At 65.3% G+C, this 19,184-nt stretch carries 18 protein-coding genes and 1 tRNA gene; 10 read left to right on the top strand and 9 right to left on the bottom strand.

What is annotated here, in order from left to right; genetic code table 11:
• The first annotated feature begins 9 nt into the window (after window positions 1–9).
• Both F7P65_RS05530 and F7P65_RS05535 read left to right on the top strand, forming a co-directional pair.
• Entirely contained in the window at window positions 10–1,185 is a 1,176-nt protein-coding gene (locus F7P65_RS05530; RefSeq protein ID WP_150290763.1) for an RsmB/NOP family class I SAM-dependent RNA methyltransferase, read from the top strand.
• 92 nt (window positions 1,186–1,277) lie between these two features.
• A complete protein-coding gene (locus F7P65_RS05535; protein WP_150290764.1) occupies window positions 1,278–1,796 on the top strand; it encodes a tetratricopeptide repeat protein in 519 nt (172 codons plus the stop codon).
• Window positions 1,797–1,952: 156 nt separating this feature from the next.
• Here the strand turns inward: F7P65_RS05535 and F7P65_RS05540 are convergent, their stop codons facing one another.
• From F7P65_RS05540 to F7P65_RS05560, 5 genes are all read right to left on the bottom strand, one after another.
• Window positions 1,953–2,753 (bottom strand): transporter, encoded by an 801-nt coding sequence (locus F7P65_RS05540; RefSeq protein WP_150290765.1) that lies wholly within the window; start codon window positions 2,751–2,753, stop codon window positions 1,953–1,955.
• 14 nt (window positions 2,754–2,767) lie between these two features.
• Window positions 2,768–3,610 (bottom strand): 16S rRNA (adenine(1518)-N(6)/adenine(1519)-N(6))-dimethyltransferase RsmA, encoded by an 843-nt coding sequence (gene rsmA, locus F7P65_RS05545; protein WP_150290766.1) that lies wholly within the window; start codon window positions 3,608–3,610, stop codon window positions 2,768–2,770.
• A complete protein-coding gene (gene pdxA / locus F7P65_RS05550; protein WP_150290838.1) occupies window positions 3,600–4,637 on the bottom strand; it encodes a 4-hydroxythreonine-4-phosphate dehydrogenase PdxA in 1,038 nt (345 codons plus the stop codon). The genes rsmA and pdxA overlap by 11 nt, the downstream gene beginning before the upstream one ends.
• Entirely contained in the window at window positions 4,615–6,000 is a 1,386-nt protein-coding gene (locus F7P65_RS05555) for a peptidylprolyl isomerase (RefSeq protein WP_150290767.1), read from the bottom strand. The genes pdxA and F7P65_RS05555 overlap by 23 nt, the downstream gene beginning before the upstream one ends.
• Window positions 6,001–6,086: 86 nt before the next feature.
• Entirely contained in the window at window positions 6,087–8,351 is a 2,265-nt protein-coding gene (locus F7P65_RS05560; protein WP_150290768.1) for an LPS-assembly protein LptD, read from the bottom strand.
• 182 nt (window positions 8,352–8,533) lie between these two features.
• Here F7P65_RS05560 and F7P65_RS05565 point away from each other — a divergent pair, with 182 nt between their 5' ends.
• From F7P65_RS05565 to ndk, 3 genes are all read left to right on the top strand, one after another.
• Window positions 8,534–9,979, top strand: a complete 1,446-nt coding sequence (locus F7P65_RS05565; RefSeq protein ID WP_150290769.1) for a leucyl aminopeptidase — start codon at window positions 8,534–8,536, stop codon at window positions 9,977–9,979.
• Between the two features lie 13 nt (window positions 9,980–9,992).
• Window positions 9,993–10,430 carry a DNA polymerase III subunit chi gene (locus F7P65_RS05570; RefSeq protein WP_150290770.1) on the top strand — a complete coding sequence of 146 codons (438 nt, stop codon included), beginning with the start codon at window positions 9,993–9,995 and terminating at the stop codon, window positions 10,428–10,430.
• Between the two features lie 83 nt (window positions 10,431–10,513).
• Window positions 10,514–10,936, top strand: coding sequence for a nucleoside-diphosphate kinase (gene ndk / locus F7P65_RS05575; RefSeq protein WP_046766171.1), 423 nt, complete (start codon window positions 10,514–10,516; stop codon window positions 10,934–10,936).
• A gap of 204 nt (window positions 10,937–11,140) precedes the next feature.
• On the opposite strand, the gene F7P65_RS05580 is transcribed toward ndk, so the two are convergent.
• Window positions 11,141–11,419 (bottom strand): hypothetical protein, encoded by a 279-nt coding sequence (locus F7P65_RS05580; protein ID WP_150290771.1) that lies wholly within the window; start codon window positions 11,417–11,419, stop codon window positions 11,141–11,143.
• Between the two features lie 90 nt (window positions 11,420–11,509).
• Window positions 11,510–12,184 carry a glutathione S-transferase family protein gene (locus F7P65_RS05585; protein ID WP_205451934.1) on the bottom strand — a complete coding sequence of 225 codons (675 nt, stop codon included), beginning with the start codon at window positions 12,182–12,184 and terminating at the stop codon, window positions 11,510–11,512.
• 176 nt (window positions 12,185–12,360) lie between these two features.
• On the opposite strand from F7P65_RS05585, the gene F7P65_RS05590 reads away from it, so the two are divergent.
• Window positions 12,361–13,152: a sulfite exporter TauE/SafE family protein gene (locus F7P65_RS05590; RefSeq protein WP_150290772.1), complete on the top strand. Its 792-nt coding sequence runs from the start codon at window positions 12,361–12,363 to the stop codon at window positions 13,150–13,152.
• Between the two features lie 12 nt (window positions 13,153–13,164).
• Here F7P65_RS05590 and F7P65_RS05595 read toward each other — a convergent pair.
• Window positions 13,165–13,238: transfer RNA gene (locus tag F7P65_RS05595), tRNA-Cys, on the bottom strand.
• 198 nt (window positions 13,239–13,436) lie between these two features.
• Between F7P65_RS05595 and F7P65_RS05600 the strand changes: the two genes are divergently transcribed.
• The 4 genes from F7P65_RS05600 (at window position 13,437) to F7P65_RS05615 (ending at window position 18,455) form a co-directional block, all read left to right on the top strand.
• Window positions 13,437–14,069: a protein-L-isoaspartate O-methyltransferase family protein gene (locus tag F7P65_RS05600; RefSeq protein WP_150290773.1), complete on the top strand. Its 633-nt coding sequence runs from the start codon at window positions 13,437–13,439 to the stop codon at window positions 14,067–14,069.
• 20 nt (window positions 14,070–14,089) lie between these two features.
• On the top strand, window positions 14,090–15,553 hold the full coding sequence (locus F7P65_RS05605; protein WP_150290774.1) for a TolC family outer membrane protein: 1,464 nt from the start codon (window positions 14,090–14,092) through the stop codon (window positions 15,551–15,553).
• Between the two features lie 129 nt (window positions 15,554–15,682).
• Window positions 15,683–16,177 carry a DUF2497 domain-containing protein gene (locus F7P65_RS05610; RefSeq protein ID WP_150290775.1) on the top strand — a complete coding sequence of 165 codons (495 nt, stop codon included), beginning with the start codon at window positions 15,683–15,685 and terminating at the stop codon, window positions 16,175–16,177.
• Between the two features lie 217 nt (window positions 16,178–16,394).
• Window positions 16,395–18,455 (top strand): alpha/beta hydrolase family protein, encoded by a 2,061-nt coding sequence (locus F7P65_RS05615; protein WP_150290776.1) that lies wholly within the window; start codon window positions 16,395–16,397, stop codon window positions 18,453–18,455.
• Window positions 18,456–18,459: 4 nt separating this feature from the next.
• On the opposite strand, the gene F7P65_RS05620 is transcribed toward F7P65_RS05615, so the two are convergent.
• Window positions 18,460–19,167 carry an alpha/beta fold hydrolase gene (locus F7P65_RS05620; RefSeq protein WP_162854540.1) on the bottom strand — a complete coding sequence of 236 codons (708 nt, stop codon included), beginning with the start codon at window positions 19,165–19,167 and terminating at the stop codon, window positions 18,460–18,462.
• Between the last annotated feature and the right edge of the window lie 17 nt (window positions 19,168–19,184).

The raw sequence follows: 19,184 nt of genomic DNA on the forward strand, positions 1-19,184 counted from the left end.
CGCCATATCGTGACGCCAGCCGCGCGGGTGCAGGCCGCCATCGAATTGCTAGACGCCATCATCGCTTCGGCGCGGGATGGCGGCCCGGCAGCGGACACGCTGATCGCGCGCTATTTCAAGGAACGGCGTTATGCCGGGTCGCGCGACCGACGGGCGGTGCGCGACCATGTCTATGATGCGGTGCGCCGCGCCGCCGAAAGACCAGAGAGCGGGCGCGCGGCGATGATCGGGCTGGCGCGCGAGCGGGCGGAACTATCCGCGCTGTTCGATGGATCGGCGCATGGGCCTGAAGCGATCGACGAGGGTGAGACGGGCGCGCCGGCCGGAGTCGTGCCCGGCTGGATCGAGCCGCTGTTGGCCGCGCCGGTGGAGCGGGAGGCGCTGCTGGGCCGTGCGCCGGTCGATCTGCGCGTCAATCGCCTGAAGGCCGAGCCGGACGAGGTGGCTCCGGCTTACGCCGATGCCGTGCGACTGCCGGGTCTGCCCGATGCGCTGCGCCTGCCGGAAGGGGCGCCGGTCGAACAGAGCGAACCCTGGAAACAGGGGCTGGTCGAGGTCCAGGATGCAGGGAGTCAGCTGATCTCCGCGGCGTGCCTGGTCGCGCCGGGCATGACCGTCATCGATCTCTGCGCCGGGGCGGGCGGCAAGACGCTGGCGCTGGCGGCGGCGATGGCGGGTAAGGGCAGGGTGATCGCGGCGGACACCATCCGGTCGCGGCTGGCGCGGCTCGATCCACGGGCCGAGCGGGCGGGCGCGACCTTCATCGAGACGCTGTTGCTCGATCAGGGGCATGAGACAAGGGCGCTGGAGAGCCTGGCCGGCCGCGCCGATGTCGTGCTGGTCGATGCGCCCTGTTCGGGCACCGGGACATGGCGGCGCAACCCGGAGGCGCGCTGGCGGCTGACCCCCGCGCGGCTCGATCGACTGGTGGCGGAACAGGCTCGGATTCTCGATTTCGCGGCACCCTTGCTGGCGCCGGGCGGCGCATTGGTCTATGCTACTTGCGCGCTGACGGACCGGGAGGGGCGGGATCAGGTGCGGGCATTTCTGGCACGGCATGACGGATGGACCGTCGAACGGATCGAGGCGCCGATGGGCCGCGCCCATGGCGACGGGCTGCTGCTGACCCCCGGCCATGACGGCACCGATGGCTTCTATTTCGCGCGCCTGCGTCGGGTCGCCTGAAAGAGTCGATGGACAAGCGAGCGCAAAATCGCGACACTCGCCCCCCTGGATTTGAGCCGGAATCAATGCCTGAAACATGGCTGGAGTTGTGCATGCGTTTTACCCCCGCTTCGATCGCCTTGGCCGTCCTGCTGACCACCGTTTCCAGCGCAGGATTGTCGCAGCGACCGGATTCGCAGATTTCGCCGCTGTCGGTCGAATGGCAGAAGGCCGGTGAAGCAGCGCGCAAGGCGGGCCAATATCCCGCCGCGACCGACGCGCTGGAAAGTGCGCTGGCGGTCGATCCGCGCAACCGCATGGCCTATATCGAGCTTGCTGAAGTGGCGCGGGCGCAGGGTTTGCAAGGCAAGGCGATTCGCCTCTATCGCGAGGCGCTGACGCTGGAGCCCAATGACGTGACGGCGCTGGTCGGGCAGGGTGAGGCCATGGTCGAAAAGGGCGCGATCGCCAAGGCCAAGGAAAATCTGGCGCAGGCGCGGAGCTTGTGCAAGGCCAACTGTGCGGCGGTCGGGCAACTGGCTGCGGCGATTGAGAAAGGCCCGCCTGCAACGGTGTTGAGTGCCAAGGATGTGGTGCCGGCGCCTAAGGCGGCAACCACCGAAACCCCTTGATTTTGCGGGTTTCTGTGACAGCGCCGCTCTTGGGTGCGCTGCGTTAAACCCGGCGCAGGCCGCTTGCTCACCTCCTTTGTTGGCGCATCGTTTTTTACGAAAAACCCGAGCTCGGAGTCACGTGCCTCCGGCTCGCCCATTTTTTCGCACGATGCTCTAAAAGCGGCGGGAAATGCCGATATAGACTTCCGCGTCGGGTGTGGCGTGGTTGAGGCCGAAATTGGCACCGGCATCCAGCGCCAGCGAAGAACCGGGCTGGAACGCCAGCGACACGGAACTGAGTGCTTGCGTTGAGGCGCCGCCCGGATCGCGGTCGCGGATAATCTGCATTTCCACCGAGGCATTGATCCTGGGACCGAGGTCGGCGGACAGGCCCGCTGCGCTGCCATAGGCAAGGTGGCGGCCATCGCCGTCGCCGTCCGCCGCAGCGTCGATTTCAGGCGTGGCGATCAAGCTGAGGCTGTCGGAAAGCGCATAGCTGGCGGGAAGCAGGAAGGATGCGCTCCAGGTGCCGTCGCCGATGCCATGGCTACCCGTCGGCAAGGTGATGCCGGGGGCGATGGCAAGGGAAAAGCCGCTGCCGTCGGGGTTGAGCAGCGCGTGCTTGATGCTGAAACCGAGATCGCCGACGCCTGAAAATTGGCTGCGTTCGCCGCCGACCCTGTCATGTTCGCGTTGCCGGGTATAGGCGGTCCAGTTCGCCCGGATTTCCGTGCTGTCGTCCAACCCGTAGCGCAATTCGGTGTCGCCCAGCGACACTGTCGTGGTGGATTGGCCAGCGCTTCGATCGCGGGTCCAGTCGGCAAGCCCCATTTCGATCTGGAAATGCCCCTTGTCCACGATGCAGGGTGGGGTGTCGAGGCCGGGCCGTTCGGGGCAGAAATCACGCAATTGCGCCTGGGCGGTCGCGGGGAGGAGCGCGAGGCCAAGAGTTGCAAGGGCGAATTTTGCGATCATGCGACTTCTATAGATCAGGATTGGCCCAGAATGCGCGCGACTTCGACAAATTCGTCCACGCTGACGGTTTCGGCGCGGCGTTGCGGGTCGATGCCCACCGTGTCCAGCGCGTCCAGTGCACCGGGTAGGCCCTTGAGGCTCTGGCGCAGCATCTTGCGGCGCTGGCCGAAGGCGGCGGCGGTGAGGCGTTCGAGATGCTTCAACGGCACGTTTTCGGGCGCGGGCTTTGGTGTGATGTGGACGACCGCCGACATGACCTTGGGCGGAGGCGTAAAAGCGCTGCGGTGCACCTTCATCGCGATGCGGGCGTCGCTGCGCCATTGGGCGAGCACGGCCAGCCGCCCATAATGATCGCCGCCGGGCTTGGCGACGATCCGTTCGGCGACTTCCATCTGGAACATGAGGGTCAGCGTCGACCACCAGGGGAGCGGCGTCCAGTCCGTCGAGAGCCAGCCGACGAGCAAGGCGGTGCCGACATTATAGGGCAGGTTGGCGATGATATGCGCGCCTTCACCCGCTTCGGCGCGGGCGTCGACCTGCATGGCGTCGCCGGACATGACGCGGAGCTGGCCGGGAAAGGCTTCCGACAGCTCGGCCAGAGCGGGGAGGCAGCGATGGTCGCGCTCGACCGCCACCAGCTTCGCGCCTGCCCGCAGGATCGCGCGGGTCAGGCCGCCGGGGCCGGGGCCGACTTCGAAGGCGGGCTGGTCCCTCAGGGCGCCGGGGATGGCGGCGATCCGGTCGAGCAACTGCTCGTCGAGCAGGAAATTCTGCCCGAGCGCCTTGCTCGCCTGAAGCCCGTGGGCGGCGATGACGTCTCGAAGCGGCGGGAGTTTGGGGCGGGTTTCAGCAGCCATGGGTCATGCGGGCACGGGCGGCCTCTGCGGCCATCTTCATCGCGGCCATCATCGCGCCGGGATTGGCGCTGTCCTTGCCGGCAATGCCGAAGGCCGTGCCATGGTCGGGCGAGGTCCGCACGATGGGAAGGCCCAGCGTGATATTGACGCCTTCATCGAAATTCAGTGTCTTGATCGGGATCAGCGCCTGATCGTGATACATGCAGAGCGCGGCGTCATAGGTTTCACGCGCGCGCGCATGAAACAGCGTGTCGGCGGCGAGCGGGCCGGTGATGTCGTACCCCTCGGCCTGAAGCGACTCGACGGCGGGCTGGATGATGTCGATCTCCTCCCGGCCCAGTGCGCCGCCTTCGCCGGCATGGGGGTTGAGGCCGGCCACGACCAGACGCGGGCGGCCGATGCCGAAATTGCGCTGAAGCCCCTTGGCCGCAGTGATGGCGCGGGCGCGGATCAGGTCGACGGTCAGGACCGAGGGTACGTCGGCCAGCGGGATATGGATGGTGATCGGCACGACCTTGAGTGAAGGGCCGGCCAGCATCATCACCGCGTTATGCTGTGCGACGCCGCAGCGTTCGGCGATGAATTCGGTTTGCCCCGGATGGGTGAAGCCGACGCCGTACAGTTGCTCCTTTCCCACCGGCGCGGTGACGATCCCCGCCGCGGAGCCGCTGCGGGCGAGGCCGACCGCCGCCTCCAGCGCCTGAAAGGCCGCGCGCGCGCCATCGATGCTGGGCGTGCCGGGAACGACCTCCCCGGCATCGGCGACTTGCAGGCAGGGCAGGGCGCGGTCGAACACCGTGGCGGCTTCTTCGGGGGAACTGACCGTCTCGACCGGGCCGAGCCAGACTGCGCGCAGCGTCGCCGCGTCACCCACCGCGAAAAAGGGCGGCAGGCCGCGCGCCTCGCGCATGACCCAGCTTTTGGCGACGATTTCCGGGCCTATACCTGCCGGATCGCCGAGCGACACGGCGAAGGGCGGCCCCATCGCATGAGGGTCCACCGGATCAGTTATAGTCGATGACGGCATCGCGGCGGAGATCGCGCAGATAGATGCGCGCACGCTTGTTGACCCGTTCTTCCTCCATTTGCGCCATGATCTGTTCGGCATTGGGCGCGGCGGCGGAGCTGGCTTCGTCACGGCCGCAGACGACAAGCACGCGCACGCCGTCGTTGATCGAGCCGAAGGGCGGCGTTGCCTCACCCACCTGGAGGTTGATCAGGATGTCCTGCAACTGCGGCGGCAGGTCGCGCAGCTTCACATTGTCATTGTCGACCACGTCGGCGCCCATTTTCGCGCCCAGTTCATTGGCTTGGCCGCAACCCTTGATCGCCTTGGTCTGGGCGGCGAAGGTGGCGGCCTTCGCGCTCGCCTGTTCCTTGGTGGTGCCGGCGGGGAAGCTGACGGACAGCTGCTTGAGGCTGAGCAGCGCGTCGCGCGGGTCGGCGGTTAGCACTTTGCGCTTGTCCATGACGTAGATCAGCGACACGCCGCCGGACACGCTGATCGGACCGGCGATCTGGCCGACCTGCATCTCGGCCGCCGCATGGGCCAGTTCGTCGGGAAGCTGGGCGGGACGGACCCAGCCCAGATCGCCGCCGACCGCCGCGGTGGACGCTTCGGAAAATTGCCGCGCATAGGCCGCGAAACTGCCGCCCTGCTTGATCTGTTCGATGATGTTGCGCGCGTTGGCGATGATCTGCTGCTGATTTTCCGGCGTGGCCGACAGATAGATTTCGCCGATGCGAAACTCGTCGCTGCCCTTCGCCGCGTTCATGCGATCCACGACCGCCTTCACCTCATCCTCCGACACGTTGACGAAGGGCTGGATGTTGCGGCGGAGCAGGCGGCTCCAGGCCAGCTCGCCCTCGATCTGGCGCTTGATGCTGGCGGCGGACGACCCCTGCTGGCGCAGATATTGGTCGAACTGGCCAGGGGACTGGCGGAAATTGGCCGCGACCCGCTCATAGCTCTGTTCGATCTCGGCCTTGTCGACCTTGATGTCGTTGGCGGCGGCTTCCTGGATCTGGAGCGTCTCGTCGATCAGGTTGCGCAGCACCTGGACCCGCAGCCGTTCCTTTTCCTCGTCCGACACCTTGCCGCCATTGGCGGTGATGATGAGGGCGAGGCGCTGGTCGACATCGGTGCCGGTGATGATGCGGCCGTTGACGATGGCGGTTGCCTTGCGGACATTGGGATCGCTCTTGCCGAAGACGGTCACGTCCTTGGGCAAGTGGAGTTGCTGCGCGGCGACGGTGTCATCGTCATTGACCGTCTGCGCGGCGACGCCATGCACCCCCGACGCGAGCAGGGCGGAGGACAGAAGCAGGGTGCGCAGGCCCTTGGCGGCCGTGCTGCCAATGCGGGAAATCGGGAAAACGACAGGCTGCATCGTCGACAAAACTCTCCAATCGGTTCGACGCGAGATGCGCCGATCCGCCTTAACCGGCCCTGAGCAGGAAACGGGAAGGCTGATCCTTATATGCCAATATTGCGAAAAGCCAGCCGAAGCTGGAAGCTGTTGCCCTTTCGTGCGTCACCCAGCACCTGATAATCGCGCCGCCAGGTCAGGCCGAGCGTCAGGCAGTCGTCCTCATAGGCGATGCCCAGGCGATGGCGGACCGGCTGATAACCGTCCGCGACGCTCAGCGGATCTTCCTTCGCGTCGGTCAGGTCGATGACGGTCGATCCGAACACCGACCAGAAGCGCGCGAACTGGACACGGCCGCCCAGACGCAGTTCCTCGCGGTCCTGCAAATCCTCCAGGCTGAGGTTCGCATTGCGATTGAGCCGCAGATAGCCGACCATCGCGTAGGTTTTCTTGCTGCCGACCGTCGCGTCGATCTCATTGCGGCGGACGGCCAGACTGTCCTTGTCCAGCCGGAAACGGTGGGTGAAGCTGATGAAATCCTTGTAGCGGACGGTGGTGCGGCCGACGATGTCGGACAGACGGTCCGACAGGCCGGTGCCGTCGGGCAGGATGCTTTCGCGGGCGTTGAGGCGGTAGCTTTGCCCGATCACGCTTTCCAGCGAGAAGTCGGGGAGCGACAGGCTATATTCCAGGCCATAGGTGACGCGGCTCGAATCCTCGAACCGGTCATAGCCGGAAAAGCGGTTGAGCGCGAAGAGGTTGCTGTCCTCCAGATCGATGGCGCGGGCGTCCTCATTGGGGACGGACAGGTTGGCGATCTTCGGCGCCGCGACGATCTGGACGCGCGGGGCGATGCGCTGGATGCCGCCGAACGCCTCGCCCATGAAGGGCCAGCGCACATCGATGGCCGCGGCCGCGATGCCGCGCGCCTTCCAGCCCGGATCGCCGGCATAGCTGGTCACGCTGCTCAGCAGATTGTCGCTGCTGTGATAGACGTCGCCGCGCAAATAGGTGGTGAAGGTCACTTCCTGCCCCATGGCGGTCAACTTGCGCAGATTCCATTCGAAGGCCGCGAAGGCGCGCTGCGTGTCCTGCCCATGGGTGCGAGTGAGGGCGAGGCTGTTGAGCTGAAGCTGGGCCACGCCGCCCAGCCACGGGTCCTGCATCCGCAGGCGATAGTCGATGACGGGCAACGCGATCGGCTGCTGTCCCTGCGAATCGCCGGTGCGCAACGTCTGCACCGCCCAGCCTGCGATGGAGAAATAGCTGTTCTGGCCGATGCGTTGCGCATTGAGGGTGGAGCGCAGCCGATCGTCATTGCTGATGTCGTAGCGGCGCAGGAAGGTGCGGTCGGTCGCCAGGCGAATCGATCCGTTGATGCTCCATTCGGGCGTCAGTTGCAGCGCGCCGCTGGCGTCCAGATGGCCGCGAAAGTCCTTCTCCGATCCCGCCGGCGTCGTCGACGCGGCATCGCTGGTGGCGAGGCGGCTGCCATAAGTCGCGTATCCCGTGATCTGATAGGCGCCGCGATCCCATAAATGCCGGTAATTGGTCTCCAGCATCGGCAGGACGTTGGTGTAGACATGGGGCGTGATGGTCACGTCGCGATTGGGCGCGAGCTTCAGATAATAGGGCAGCGCGACCTCGAACCCGTTATTGCGGTCGTAGCGCAGGTTCGGGACCAGCAGGCCGCTGCCGCCATTATCGCCCACCGGATGGGAAAAACCGGGCAGCGGGATCAGCGGCAGGCCGAACAGTTCGACGCTGGCATTGGTATATTTGACGCGGGCCTTCACGGGATCGTAGACGACCTTGACGGCCTTGATCTGCCATGTCGGCTCCTTCGGGCAGCCATTATGATCTTCGACCTTGCAGCCGGTATAGACGGCCTTGTGCAGCGTATAGACGCCGTTCACCCGCTTGCCGCCGACCGCGGCGAGGCGTCCGCCCGATTGCAGCACCAGCAGCATATTCTCGACCGCGCCGTCCTGCAGCGTGTCGGTGACGTCGAAACGGTCGCCATAGGCGATATTGCCTTCAGGATCGGTGACGGACACATTGCCGGTCGCCTCTACCTTCCCGCTGTTGCGGTTCCAGACCACCTTGTCGGCGCGCAGCCGGTTGCCCTGGCGGAGCAACTGCACGTTGCCGCTGGCGGTCACGATTTCATTGTCGCTGTCATATTCCAGCGCGTCGGCGGCAAAGCCGATCTGCTCGTCGCTTTCGGGCGCCGGAGCGTCGGGCGCGCTGATCGCCGTCTGTGGCTCATTGAGCTGCTGGGCGGCGGCATGGGGGACGATCGCCAGGCACGGAAAGGCGACGCCGGCGGCCAGGGCCTGTTTGAAACGCAAGGGGAAAGGGATATTCTGCAAAGGAACGGGGCCTCTTTGACGGGGCGCTTTGTTTCCCGCCTATCGCATTGCTTTGTCCGCGCTGCAATCGTCTGAGCCAAGACTTTTGCCCGAAAATCAGTCGAACGGCTTTGCCAGACAGGGTAAGCCGCACTATCTGGGCACCAGACACATAACGCCTTGCAGAAAATAAAGGACCTTTGATGGAAATCGCGTTCAGCCCGATCCGTCCCGAAGCCGACACATTGGCCTTTGCGGTGCCCAAGGGCGGTTTCGACGCCCTGCCCCTGAGCGCGGCGCCGGTGCTGGCCGCGGGCGCGTCGGCGGCGCGTTTCACTGGCGAGGCGGGGTCGAGCTTCGAAAGCTTCGTGGACGAGGGCGGCAAGGTGCTGCGCGTGGTGCTGGTGGGCACCGGGGCGGGCAGCGCGGCGGATTATGAGCGGGCTGGCGGCGCACTGACAGCGCGGCTGGCGACCAGCGGCGCGACCCATGCGGCCGTCGAGTTCTTCGGCGGCGCGAGCGGCGAACAGGCGGCGCAACTGGCCTTCGGCGCGTCGCTGCGCGGCTGGCGGATCGACAGCTATCGCACGCGCCAGCCGGACAAGGCGAAGCCGACGCTTCAGAAGATCACGCTGGTTTCGGCCGATGCCGAAGCCGCCTGGGAACAGCAGGCAGCCGTCGCGGCGGGCGTGGCCTTTACCCGCGAACTGGTGTCGGAGCCGGCGAACATCCTCTACCCTGAGAGCTTCGTCGAACGCTGCCGCCATCTGGAGGAACTGGGCGTCAAGATCACCGTGCTCGACAAGGCGGCGATGACCGAACTCGGCATGGGTTCGCTGCTCGGCGTGGCGCAGGGGTCGGTGCGCGAACCCCGGCTGTTGGCGATGGAATGGGACGGAACCGGCGGCACGACCGAAAAGCCGCTGGTCTTCGTCGGCAAGGGCGTGACCTTCGACACCGGCGGCATCTCGCTGAAGCCCGGCGCCGGCATGGAAGACATGAAGTGGGACATGGGCGGCGCTGGCGCGGTCGCGGGTGCGATGAAGGCGCTGGCCGGGCGCAAGGCGAAGGCGCGCGTCGTCGGCATTTGCGGGCTGGTCGAGAATATGCCGGATGGCAATGCCCAGCGGCCGGGCGACATCGTGACCTCCATGTCGGGACAGACCATCGAGGTGCTGAACACCGACGCCGAAGGCCGTCTGGTTCTGTGCGACGTCATCACCTGGGCGCAGAAAACCTATGCGCCGGAGGTGATCGTCGATCTCGCCACGCTGACCGGGGCGATGATTATCTCGCTGGGTCATGAATATGCGGGCATCTTCGCCAATGACGATGGCCTGGCCGACGACCTGATCGCGGCGGGCAAGGCGGCGGGCGACCAGCTTTGGCGCTTCCCGCTGGGCGACGCCTATAACAAGCTGATCGACAGCCCGATTGCCGACATGAAGAATATCGGGCCGCGCTATGGCGGGTCGATCACGGCGGCGCAGTTCATCAAGCGCTTCGTCGACGAGGGCGTGAAATGGGCCCATCTCGACATTGCCGGGATGGTGTGGGCGGACAAGCCCGGCGCGACCTGGGACAAGGGCGCGACCGGCTATGGCGTGCGGCTGCTCGACCGCTATGTGGCGGATAAGTTCGAGGGTTGATGTCGGAAAGCCGATGCAGGTCGATTTCTATCAGTTGAGCCGTGATCCGGTGGAACAGGTGCTGCCCGCCATTGCGGGCCGCATTCTGGACATGGGCGCGCGGTTGCTGGTGGTGGCGCAGGAAGCGGGGCAGCTGGAGCGGATTTCCGCCGGCCTCTGGGCGGGACCGCCGGAGAGTTTCCTGGCCCATGGCAAAGCCGGCGAGGGGGCCGAGTCGGTGCAGCCGGTGCTGCTCGCGTCGGATTGCGTCGCCGCCAATGGGGCACGGCATATCGCATTGGCGGACGGCCTCTGGCGCGAGGAAGCGCTGGATTTCGAGCGCGCCTTTTATTTCTTCGACGCGCAAACCATTGAAGGCGCGCGGGCAAGTTGGCGCGATCTTTCCAAACGCGAGGGCGTGACGCCGCGTTTCTGGCGGCAGGAAGGCCGCAAATGGGTTCAGGGACCGTAAACCACGCCCCTCTTGCGATAGGCAACGGCCCGGTCTAAAGGGCGCGCCATCTTATCCCAAACAATTCGGAGCTTTTGAGCCTCATGGCCGTGACCCGTACCTTTTCGATCATCAAGCCCGACGCGACCCGTCGCAACCTGACGGGCGCCGTGACCAAGAAGCTGGAAGAAGCGGGCCTGCGGGTCGTCGCTTCCAAGCGCATCCGCATGAGCCGCGAGCAGGCCGAAGGCTTCTACGCCGTGCACAAGGAGCGCCCCTTCTTCGCCGATCTGGTCGCGTTCATGATCTCCGGCCCGGTGGTCGTGCAGGTCCTGGAAGGCGAAGACGCCGTGAAGCGCAACCGCGACATCATGGGCGCCACCAACCCGGCCAATGCCGATGAAGGCACCATCCGCAAGGATTACGCCGAATCGATCGAAGCCAATTCGGTCCACGGTTCGGACAGCGAGGAAAATGCCGCGATCGAGATCGCCTATTTCTTCAAGGCGGACGAAATCGTCGGCTGATCCAGTCCGCGAGAGCGACACGAAAAAGGGCCGGGGCCGAGTGCCTTCGGCCCTTTTTCGTGGCTGGCTTGGGTGGGTGGGAGACGCCCGCCCCTCCGTCACGCCTAGGCCCTCATCGTCACCTCAGCGCACGCTGGGGTCTCAGGCCATGTCGCGCGCTATCTCCCGAGATCCCAGCCTTCGCTGGGATGACGAAAAGCGTCGTTAGCGGCTTGTCTCAATCCGTTTTCGATAGAGGGCATCAGGGGCTTTCGCTGCCTCGATTCGAATGCGGCGATGAAGTATGCCTACTGAGAGCGGGACGCCGATAAGTAAGATGCCAACGATAGCTTCGATTATTGATGGCAACCAGCCTGCAATGAGCGCGCCGCCGTAGACCAATGCGAAAAATCCGAACCAGACAAATGCCGCAAGGTCTGTGAGAAGCATGGGCTTACGCCCTTGATAGCGCGAATGCGCGAACCGCCAGAATGCAGCCTTCATGTTTCCCCGCGTCAACTGCCTGCCGCCTTGTGTCGGCTATGCGGGCATCGATCAAGAGGTATAAGCGTCCAATTCTGGTCGCTTGCCGTCCTACACCGACTGTGGTGGTCCCTCGAACCGATCGATCACCCATTCCTCCGCCTGGGCGCCGCCGATCCATTCCTGCATCCAGGGATGGTTGATGACGGCACGCATATACGCTTCGGCGAAGCGCGCGACGGGCAGTTGATAGGTGATGAAACGGGTGACGACCGGCGCGAACATGACGTCGACCGCGCTGAATTCCCCGAACAGGAAATCGCCCTCGCCGCCATAGCGCGCGCGGGCCTGCGCCCAGAGCTGCATGATCCGGCCAATGTCCTGCGCGACGGCCTCTGAAGGCGGAACAGGTGCATAGATCTGACGGATATTCATGCTGTGCTCGCGGCGCAGCGCGGCGAAGCTCGAATGCATTTCCGCCGCCATCGACCGCGCCATGGCGCGGGCGGCGGTGTCGACGGGCCAGAATTTGTCGCCGCCTGACTTCTCATTGAGATATTCGACGATGGCCAGGCTGTCCCACACGACAATGTCGTCGCCATCCCAGAGAATCGGCACCTTGCCCGAGGACGGCGCGAATTCGTCGCCCTCGCGCCGCTTTTCCCACGCTTCGTCATAGAGGGGGACGACGACTTCCTCGAACGGCAGGCCGGACAGCTTGCACGCCAGCCAGCCGCGCAGGGACCAGCTCGAATAGGCCTTGTTGCCAATGAACAGCTTCATCATGTCCCTGTCTTTAGACGGGCGGAGGAAGCGGTGTCGAGAAAAAGCCGGCGACGAAAAAGCGGACAGCATTTGTTTTCGGTGGCGAAAAATTTCCAATCCATAAGGGGGCTGGCTGTTCGGGGATTTGGGCCGTAAATGTCTACCAAATAACTCACATAACAAGCTTGGGACTTCATATGGATTGGTTGCACGCGGTCGCGGGCTTGTTCGTCGGCGTAATGGTCGGCATGACCGGGGTAGGGGGCGGGTCGCTGATGGCGCCCATATTGATCCTGCTGTTCGGCGTCGCGCCCACCACGGCGGTCGGCACGGACCTGTGGTTCGCTTCGATCACCAAGGCGGTGGGCGGCGCGGTGCACCATCATCATGGCGGCACTGACGGCGGGCCGGACTATCAGGTGGTGAAACGGCTGATGATCGGCAGCATTCCGGCCGCGCTGATCGTGCTCGCCTGCCTGTCGCAAATGCATGTCGGCCAGATCAAGACCGGCGTCATCACGTCCGCCCTCGGCTTCGTACTGATCGCCACGGCGGTCGCGACGCTGCTGCGTGGCCGTTTCCATGCCTGGGCGCTGGCGCGCCGCGTCGGCACCGCGGATCGGTTCACCCGCTGGCAGCCTGCGCTGACCGTGCTGGCCGGCGCGCTGCTGGGCGCGATGGTGACGCTGACCTCCGTGGGCGCGGGGGCAATCGGGGCGACGCTGCTGCTGGCGCTGTATCCCCTGCGGATGCGGATGCAGCGGCTGGTGGCGACCGACATCGTCCATGCCGTGCCGCTGACCCTGGTCGCGGGACTGGGCCATTTGTGGATCGGCAACGTCAATCCGATGCTGCTGGTCAACCTGCTGGCCGGGTCGTTGCCGGGCATCGTGATCGGCTCGCTGCTGGCCGCCAGGGCATCGGACCGCGTGCTTCAGCCCCTGCTGGCGACGGTGCTGGTGGTGGTGGGGTGGCGCCTGATCGCCTGACCGGCGAAGAGTTGGAGGCCCGAGCCGGAATCGAACCGGCGTGCACGGATTTGCAGTCCGCTGCGTCACCACTCCGCCATCGGGCCTCGGCGTGGGTGGCCGCAAATGTGCGGCTTTTGTCGCAAAGTCAAGCGGGGCTGTGTTATTGTCTGTCGGTTTTCGGCAAGATTCTGGACGTCAGGCGCGCAAAGCCGCTTGGCGTGGGCTGCCCGCTGATTTAGAGGTCCGATAATCTCTTTACTGTATTGTCTTCCCAATACAGTTGTGCCAATCGGGGAATTGTCGTGACCGAGCAGAATTTTTCATCGATGCGGACCGCCATGGTCGAAAGCCAGCTTCGCACCAGCGATGTGGACGATCAGCGCGTGATCGCGGCGATGGCGCATGTCGCGCGCGAGGATTTCGTGCCGGCCGGGCGTCGGGCGATGGCCTATGTCGACCGTCCGATTCCGCTGGATAACGGCCGCTCGCTCAATCCGCCGCTGATCACCGGGCGTCTGCTGAAGGAAGCGCAGATCGCACCGGGCGACAAGGTGTTGCTGATCGGCGCCGCCACCGGCTACAGCGCTGCCTTGCTGGTCGCGATGGGGGCGAAGGTAACGGCGGTCGAGGAAGAGGGCGGGCCGGAAATTCCGGTCGCGGGCGTCACCGTCGTGCGCGGTCCGCTGAACGCCGGCGCGGCGGCCGGCGCGCCCTATGACGTGCTGTTCATCGAAGGCGCGGTGGAGGAAGTTCCCGCCGCTCTCGTCGGGCAGCTGGCCGATGGCGCGCGCGTGGTGACGGGTATTGTCGAGCGCGGCGTCACACGTTTGTGCAGCGGCCGGGCGGTGGTCGGCGCCTTGGGGCTTGCCAGCCTTGCCGATCTGGAGATGGTGGTGCTTCCGGGCTTTGCCGCGCCGGAGCGATTTGTGTTCTAGAGGAACGGCTTGGGGGGGACATGACGGCACGACATCAGGGTGTTCGGCGCTGCGCGCTATCGGTTTTGTTGCTCGCCTCCGCCATGGGGAGCGCGGCTGAAGCGGAAACGTTGCAGGGCGCGCTCGCCAAGGCCTATCGGTCCAATCCCACGCTGACCGGCGCGCGCGCGGGCCAGCGGGCGACGGATGAAACCGTGCCGCTGCAAAAGGCGGCCGGACGGCCCGCGCTGAACGCCACGGGCACCTATACCGAAAGCATCTTGAAGCCGACGATCAGCTTCACCTCGCCCCAGCGGACCGTCGATGCCACGGCCCAGCTCACCGTGCCGATCTATACCGGCGGCAGCGTGCGGAACGGCATAAAGGCCGCCAAAACGCGGGTCGCGGCGGGACAGGCCGATTTGCGCGGCACGGAAGCCAGCGTCTTTTCGCAGGTCGTCGCCGCTTATATGGACGTCATCCGCAATGGCGCGGTCGTGGCGCTCAATCAGGCCAATGTGAATGCGCTGGACGTCAATCTCCAGGCGACGAGCGACCGGTTCGAGGTCGGCGACGTGACCCGCACTGATGTCGCGCAGTCCGAGTCGCGGCTCGCGCTCGCCCGGTCCGATTTGCAGAATGCCGAAGCCAATCTGATCACGAGCCGCGAAAATTACATCGCGCTGGTGGGCGAGGCGCCGGACAATCTGGAGCCGCCGCCGCCCTTGCCGGGCCTGCCCGCGACGGTGGATACCGCCGTGCAGGTGGCGCTGAAGGACAATCCCGACATTCTCGCCGCGCAAAAGCTGCGGGAAGCACAGGGTTTCGACGTACGCGCGGCCAAGGGTACGGTCCTGCCGACGGTCACTGCCTTCACCCAGGGCGGATACACCAATTATCTCGACACGCTGACCGGCAGCGTCAACGGATCGCAGATCAACAAGCAGGCGGCGGCGGGCGTTCAGCTCAACATTCCCCTCTACCAGGGCGGGCGGCCGGCGGCGCAGGTGCGGCGCAACCAGGCGCTCGAGTCGCAGGCGATGGAGAAGGAGATCGAAGTCGAACGCGGCGTGATCGCGCAGGCGCGTTCCGCCTATGCCAGCTGGCAGGCTTCGCTGGAGAGCATCCAGTCCAACCAGAAGGCGGTCGATGCCGCCAATCTGTCGCTGGAAGGCGTGCGGGCGGAAAATTCGGTCGGCAGCCGCACCATCCTCGACATATTGAACGCCGAACAGGAAGCGGTGAATGCCAAGGTTCAACTCGTGACGGCGCGGCGCAACGCCTATGTCGCGGGTTTCAGCCTGCTGGCCGCCATGGGACATGCCGAAGCGGACGACCTCAATCTGGAAGCGGGCGCGCTGTACGATCCCATGGTTAATTATGACCGGGTGAAGGGCAAGTGGTTCGACTGGGATTTCGACCCCGCGCCCAAGGTGCAATCGACGCGAACCGTTGACTCGCCGGCGCAAAACGCCAATGTGGATCCCGCATTGGCAAAGCCTTAACGCAATTTTTACCTCGGCATGAGTTCCTTGGTTCTGCTATTAAGCATCTTTGCGGCCGGTCGGCAGGACGGCGACTGGCCGGATGCTTGGCGGAAAATGCGGTAACGGGAACGGAATTGGGGGTTAACCATGGGTGACATGAGCAAGGAACCCTCGATGGAGGACATCCTCTCTTCCATCAAGCGGATCATCGCGGAAGAGGGCGAGGAGGTCGTGCAGACCCTGCCGCGCCGGGGGCGGGGCGAAGGGGCGACCAAGACGCCCGCGCCGGAGGCTGTCGCGGAGCCGGCGCCCGAAGCCGCGATGGATGAAGTGTTGGAGTTGACCGACGAGGTCGCTGCGGAGGAACCCATGCCTGCCCATCGTACGTCCCGAGCGCCCCGCCCCGTCACCGAGGAAGGCGACGCATCCATCCTCTCGGTGGAGAGCGAGGTCGCGGCCCGCCATTCTCTGTCGGCCCTGTCGTCCATGCTGGTGACGCCGAAGGAAGGCGAGGACAATACGCTGGACGGTCTGGTCCGCTCGCTGCTGAAGCCGATGCTCAAGGACTGGCTGGATACGCGGTTGCCGCAGATGGTCGAAGAGATGGTGGCCAAGGAAATCGCGCGCATCACCGGGCGTTAAACGTCGAAAGCGACGGTGAGTCGCGGGCTTCCCCGCGTCGTTGCGTCCCATCGCGTTTTGGGAGTGCCGGGCCTTCCGACTCTTCCATTTCTTTGTTTCTTTATTACGCGCCTGTGATTGATCCTTGCGAGCGACACAGGCGCGGCCTACACCCTTTTGCATAGCTGTCGACGCGCGCCCCTGTGCGCCGTGCGATCCGATCCGAGGGTGTCACTGCATGAAAAATCTTCTCCATGTCGGGCTTGGCGCGCTGGCCTTGGCCCAGGCGGCATTGACCGTCGCGCCGGCCTCTGCCCGGCCGTTCACGGCCAGCGATATGGTCAACCTCAACCGCGTGGCGGCGCCGGCGGTATCGCCCGACGGGCAATGGCTGGCCTATCAGGTGCGGACGACCGACCTGGCTGGGAACAAGGGGCGGACGGACCTCTACCTCCTGGACCTGAACAAGCCGGGCGCGGCGCCGCGCATGATCGCATCGGCGGCGGACAAGAATGAGAGCGCGCCGGTTTTTTCGGCGGATGGCCGGTCGCTTTACTATCTGTCCAACCAGAGCGGCGACGACCAATTGTGGCGCACCCCCGTTGCTGGCGGCACGGCCGAACAGGTAACGCGGGCGCCGGGCGGCATTTCCGGCTTCCTGCTCAGCCCGACGGGCGACCGGGTGGCGCTGTGGGCGGATCGGCCGGTGGGCGCGAAGACCATCGACGATGCCAAGCCCGCGACGCCGCCCGGCGCGGGAACGGGGCGCGTCTATGAGCAGCTCTTCGTGCGGCATTGGGACACATGGGCGGACGGGCAGCGCTCGCAGATCTTCGTCATGCCGCTCAGCGGTGGAAAGGCCGTGTCGGTGATGGGCAATCTGGTCGGGGACAGCCCATCCAAGCCCTTTGGCGGGGGCGAGGAAATTGCGTGGAGCCAGGACGGCAAGACGCTGTTCTTCGCGCTGCGCGAGGCGGGGCGGACGGAACCGCTCTCGACCAATCTCGATATCTTCGCGGCGCCTGCGGATGGCAGCGCTGCGCCGGTGAACCTGACCGACGCCAATGATGCCATGGACACCATGCCTGCCGTTTCGCCGGACGGGAAGTGGCTCGCTTATGGCGCGATGAAGCGGCCGGGCTATGAGAGCGACCGGCTGGTGCTGATGCTGCGCAACATCGCGACGGGAGAGACCAGGGCGCTGACCGAGGGGTGGGATCGTTCGGTCGCCTCCATCGTCTGGGCTGCGGACGGAAAGGGCATTCTTGTCACGGCCGATGACGTGCTGGATCATCCGGTATTCCGGGTGGATGCGGTTTCGGGCCAGGTCACGCGGCTGACGCAGGCGGGCCATGCGGGTAGCGTCGTGCCGCTGCCCAAGGGCGGGTTCGTCTATATGCTCGACAGCATCCAGTCGCCTGCCGATTTCTGGAAGATGCCCCCCACCTCCTCCAAAAAAACGCAGGGCAAGCCCGTGCGCCTGACCAGCGCCAATGCGGACAAGCTGGCCGGGGTCGATGACGTGTCGGTGCAGCGCTACAGCTTCAGGGGCGCCCATGGCGACACCGTCTGGGGGCAGATCGTGAAACCCAAAGGCGCGACGGGCAAGCTGCCGGTGGCCTTCCTGGTCCATGGCGGGCCGCAGGGCAGTTTCAACGACAGCTGGTCCTATCGCTGGAATCCCAAGGCGTTCGCGGCCCATGGCTATGCGGCGGTGATCGTCGATTTTCACGGGTCGACCGGCTACGGTCAGGCCTTTGTCGACAGCATCAACAAGGATTGGGGCGGGAAGCCGCTGGAGGACCTGAAGCTGGGTCTGGCTGCGGCGGCGGCCAGGGATGCACAGGTCGATGCGGGTAACGCCTGCGCTCTGGGGGCGAGCTATGGCGGCTATATGATGAACTGGATTGCGGGCAACTGGCCGGACGGCTTCAAGTGCCTTGTCCAGCATGACGGCGTGTTCGACGCCCGCGCCATGGCCTATGAGACCGAGGAACTATGGTTCGACGAATGGGAACATGGCGGCCCTTATTATGAACAGGCCGAGCAGTTCGAGAAATGGAACCCGGTCAACCATGTGACGGCGTGGAAGACGCCGATGCTGGTGGTGACGAGCGAGAAGGACTTCCGCATTCCCTATACGCAGGGGCTGGCGGCGTTCACGGCGTTGCAGCGGCGCAATGTGCCCTCAAAGCTGCTGGTGTTCCCGGATGAAAATCACTGGGTGTTGAAGCCGCGCAACTCGCTGCAATGGTATGATGAGGCGCTGGGCTGGCTGGACAAGTGGACGAAGAAATAAGCCGCTAAAGCGCCCGGATAAAGCGGATCAGTATCTCCGCCAGCTTTTCGGGCGCTTCGACCGGCAGCATATGGCCCGCGCCCGCCACGACCTCCAGCCGGGCGTCGGGCGCGCGGTCGACCATTTCCTGATGCTGGGCGGGCGGCGACCATCTGTCCTCGCTGCCGGCGACGGCCAGGATGGGACAGGGGATGGACGCCAGCAAATCCAACCGATTTGGGCGGCTGAGCAGCGCCTGTTGCTGAGCCGCGAAAATATCCGCGTCGGCGCGAAGCAGCATGGCGGTGATGCCATCGACCAGCGCCCGGTCATCCCGCCGGTCCGGCGCGAGCATCGGCGGCAACCAGTTTCGAGCGACGCTGGCCATGCCTTCCGCGCGGGCGAGGGCGGCCAGCTTTAACCGTCCCTCCGCTTCCTGCGCGGACGGCCCTGCGGCGCCGGTGTCGAGCAGCACCAGCCCCACGATCCGCTCCTTCGCCTGTTCGGCCAGTTCCAGCGCCACCCGGCCGCCCATGCTGTGGCCGATCACGACCATCGGGCCGCTGACGCTCTGCGCGATCCGGCTGGCCATGGCGGCCAGGGAATCGCAACCGTCGGTGCGAGCGATGAATAGCGCGCCCAGCCGGCTGAGCGGCCCGATTACGCCATGCCAGGCCCATCCATCGTTCATCAGGCCCGGAATGAGGACGATGGTCAGGGATTTTTGGGGCATGGGCACGGCTTTTTGCG

Origin of the sequence: Sphingobium estronivorans (assembly GCF_008692605.1) — a bacterium.
Lineage (GTDB): Bacteria > Pseudomonadota > Alphaproteobacteria > Sphingomonadales > Sphingomonadaceae > Sphingobium > Sphingobium estronivorans.

What these genes read in the sequence shown, in the direction of transcription:
- F7P65_RS05535 (WP_150290764.1), top strand. Translation starts at nt 1,278, where the DNA reads ATGCGTTTTACCCCCGCTTCGATCGCCTTGGCCGTCCTGCTGACCACC.
- F7P65_RS05540 (WP_150290765.1), bottom strand. Translation starts at nt 2,753, where the DNA reads ATGATCGCAAAATTCGCCCTTGCAACTCTTGGCCTCGCGCTCCTCCCC.
- rsmA (WP_150290766.1), bottom strand. Translation starts at nt 3,610, where the DNA reads ATGGCTGCTGAAACCCGCCCCAAACTCCCGCCGCTTCGAGACGTCATC.
- pdxA (WP_150290838.1), bottom strand. Translation starts at nt 4,637, where the DNA reads ATGCCGTCATCGACTATAACTGATCCGGTGGACCCTCATGCGATGGGG.
- F7P65_RS05555 (WP_150290767.1), bottom strand. Translation starts at nt 6,000, where the DNA reads ATGCAGCCTGTCGTTTTCCCGATTTCCCGCATTGGCAGCACGGCCGCC.
- F7P65_RS05565 (WP_150290769.1), top strand. Translation starts at nt 8,534, where the DNA reads ATGGAAATCGCGTTCAGCCCGATCCGTCCCGAAGCCGACACATTGGCC.
- F7P65_RS05570 (WP_150290770.1), top strand. Translation starts at nt 9,993, where the DNA reads ATGCAGGTCGATTTCTATCAGTTGAGCCGTGATCCGGTGGAACAGGTG.
- ndk (WP_046766171.1), top strand. Translation starts at nt 10,514, where the DNA reads ATGGCCGTGACCCGTACCTTTTCGATCATCAAGCCCGACGCGACCCGT.
- F7P65_RS05580 (WP_150290771.1), bottom strand. Translation starts at nt 11,419, where the DNA reads ATGAAGGCTGCATTCTGGCGGTTCGCGCATTCGCGCTATCAAGGGCGT.
- F7P65_RS05585 (WP_205451934.1), bottom strand. Translation starts at nt 12,184, where the DNA reads ATGATGAAGCTGTTCATTGGCAACAAGGCCTATTCGAGCTGGTCCCTG.
- F7P65_RS05590 (WP_150290772.1), top strand. Translation starts at nt 12,361, where the DNA reads ATGGATTGGTTGCACGCGGTCGCGGGCTTGTTCGTCGGCGTAATGGTC.
- F7P65_RS05605 (WP_150290774.1), top strand. Translation starts at nt 14,090, where the DNA reads ATGACGGCACGACATCAGGGTGTTCGGCGCTGCGCGCTATCGGTTTTG.
- F7P65_RS05610 (WP_150290775.1), top strand. Translation starts at nt 15,683, where the DNA reads ATGGGTGACATGAGCAAGGAACCCTCGATGGAGGACATCCTCTCTTCC.
- F7P65_RS05615 (WP_150290776.1), top strand. Translation starts at nt 16,395, where the DNA reads ATGAAAAATCTTCTCCATGTCGGGCTTGGCGCGCTGGCCTTGGCCCAG.
- F7P65_RS05620 (WP_162854540.1), bottom strand. Translation starts at nt 19,167, where the DNA reads ATGCCCCAAAAATCCCTGACCATCGTCCTCATTCCGGGCCTGATGAAC.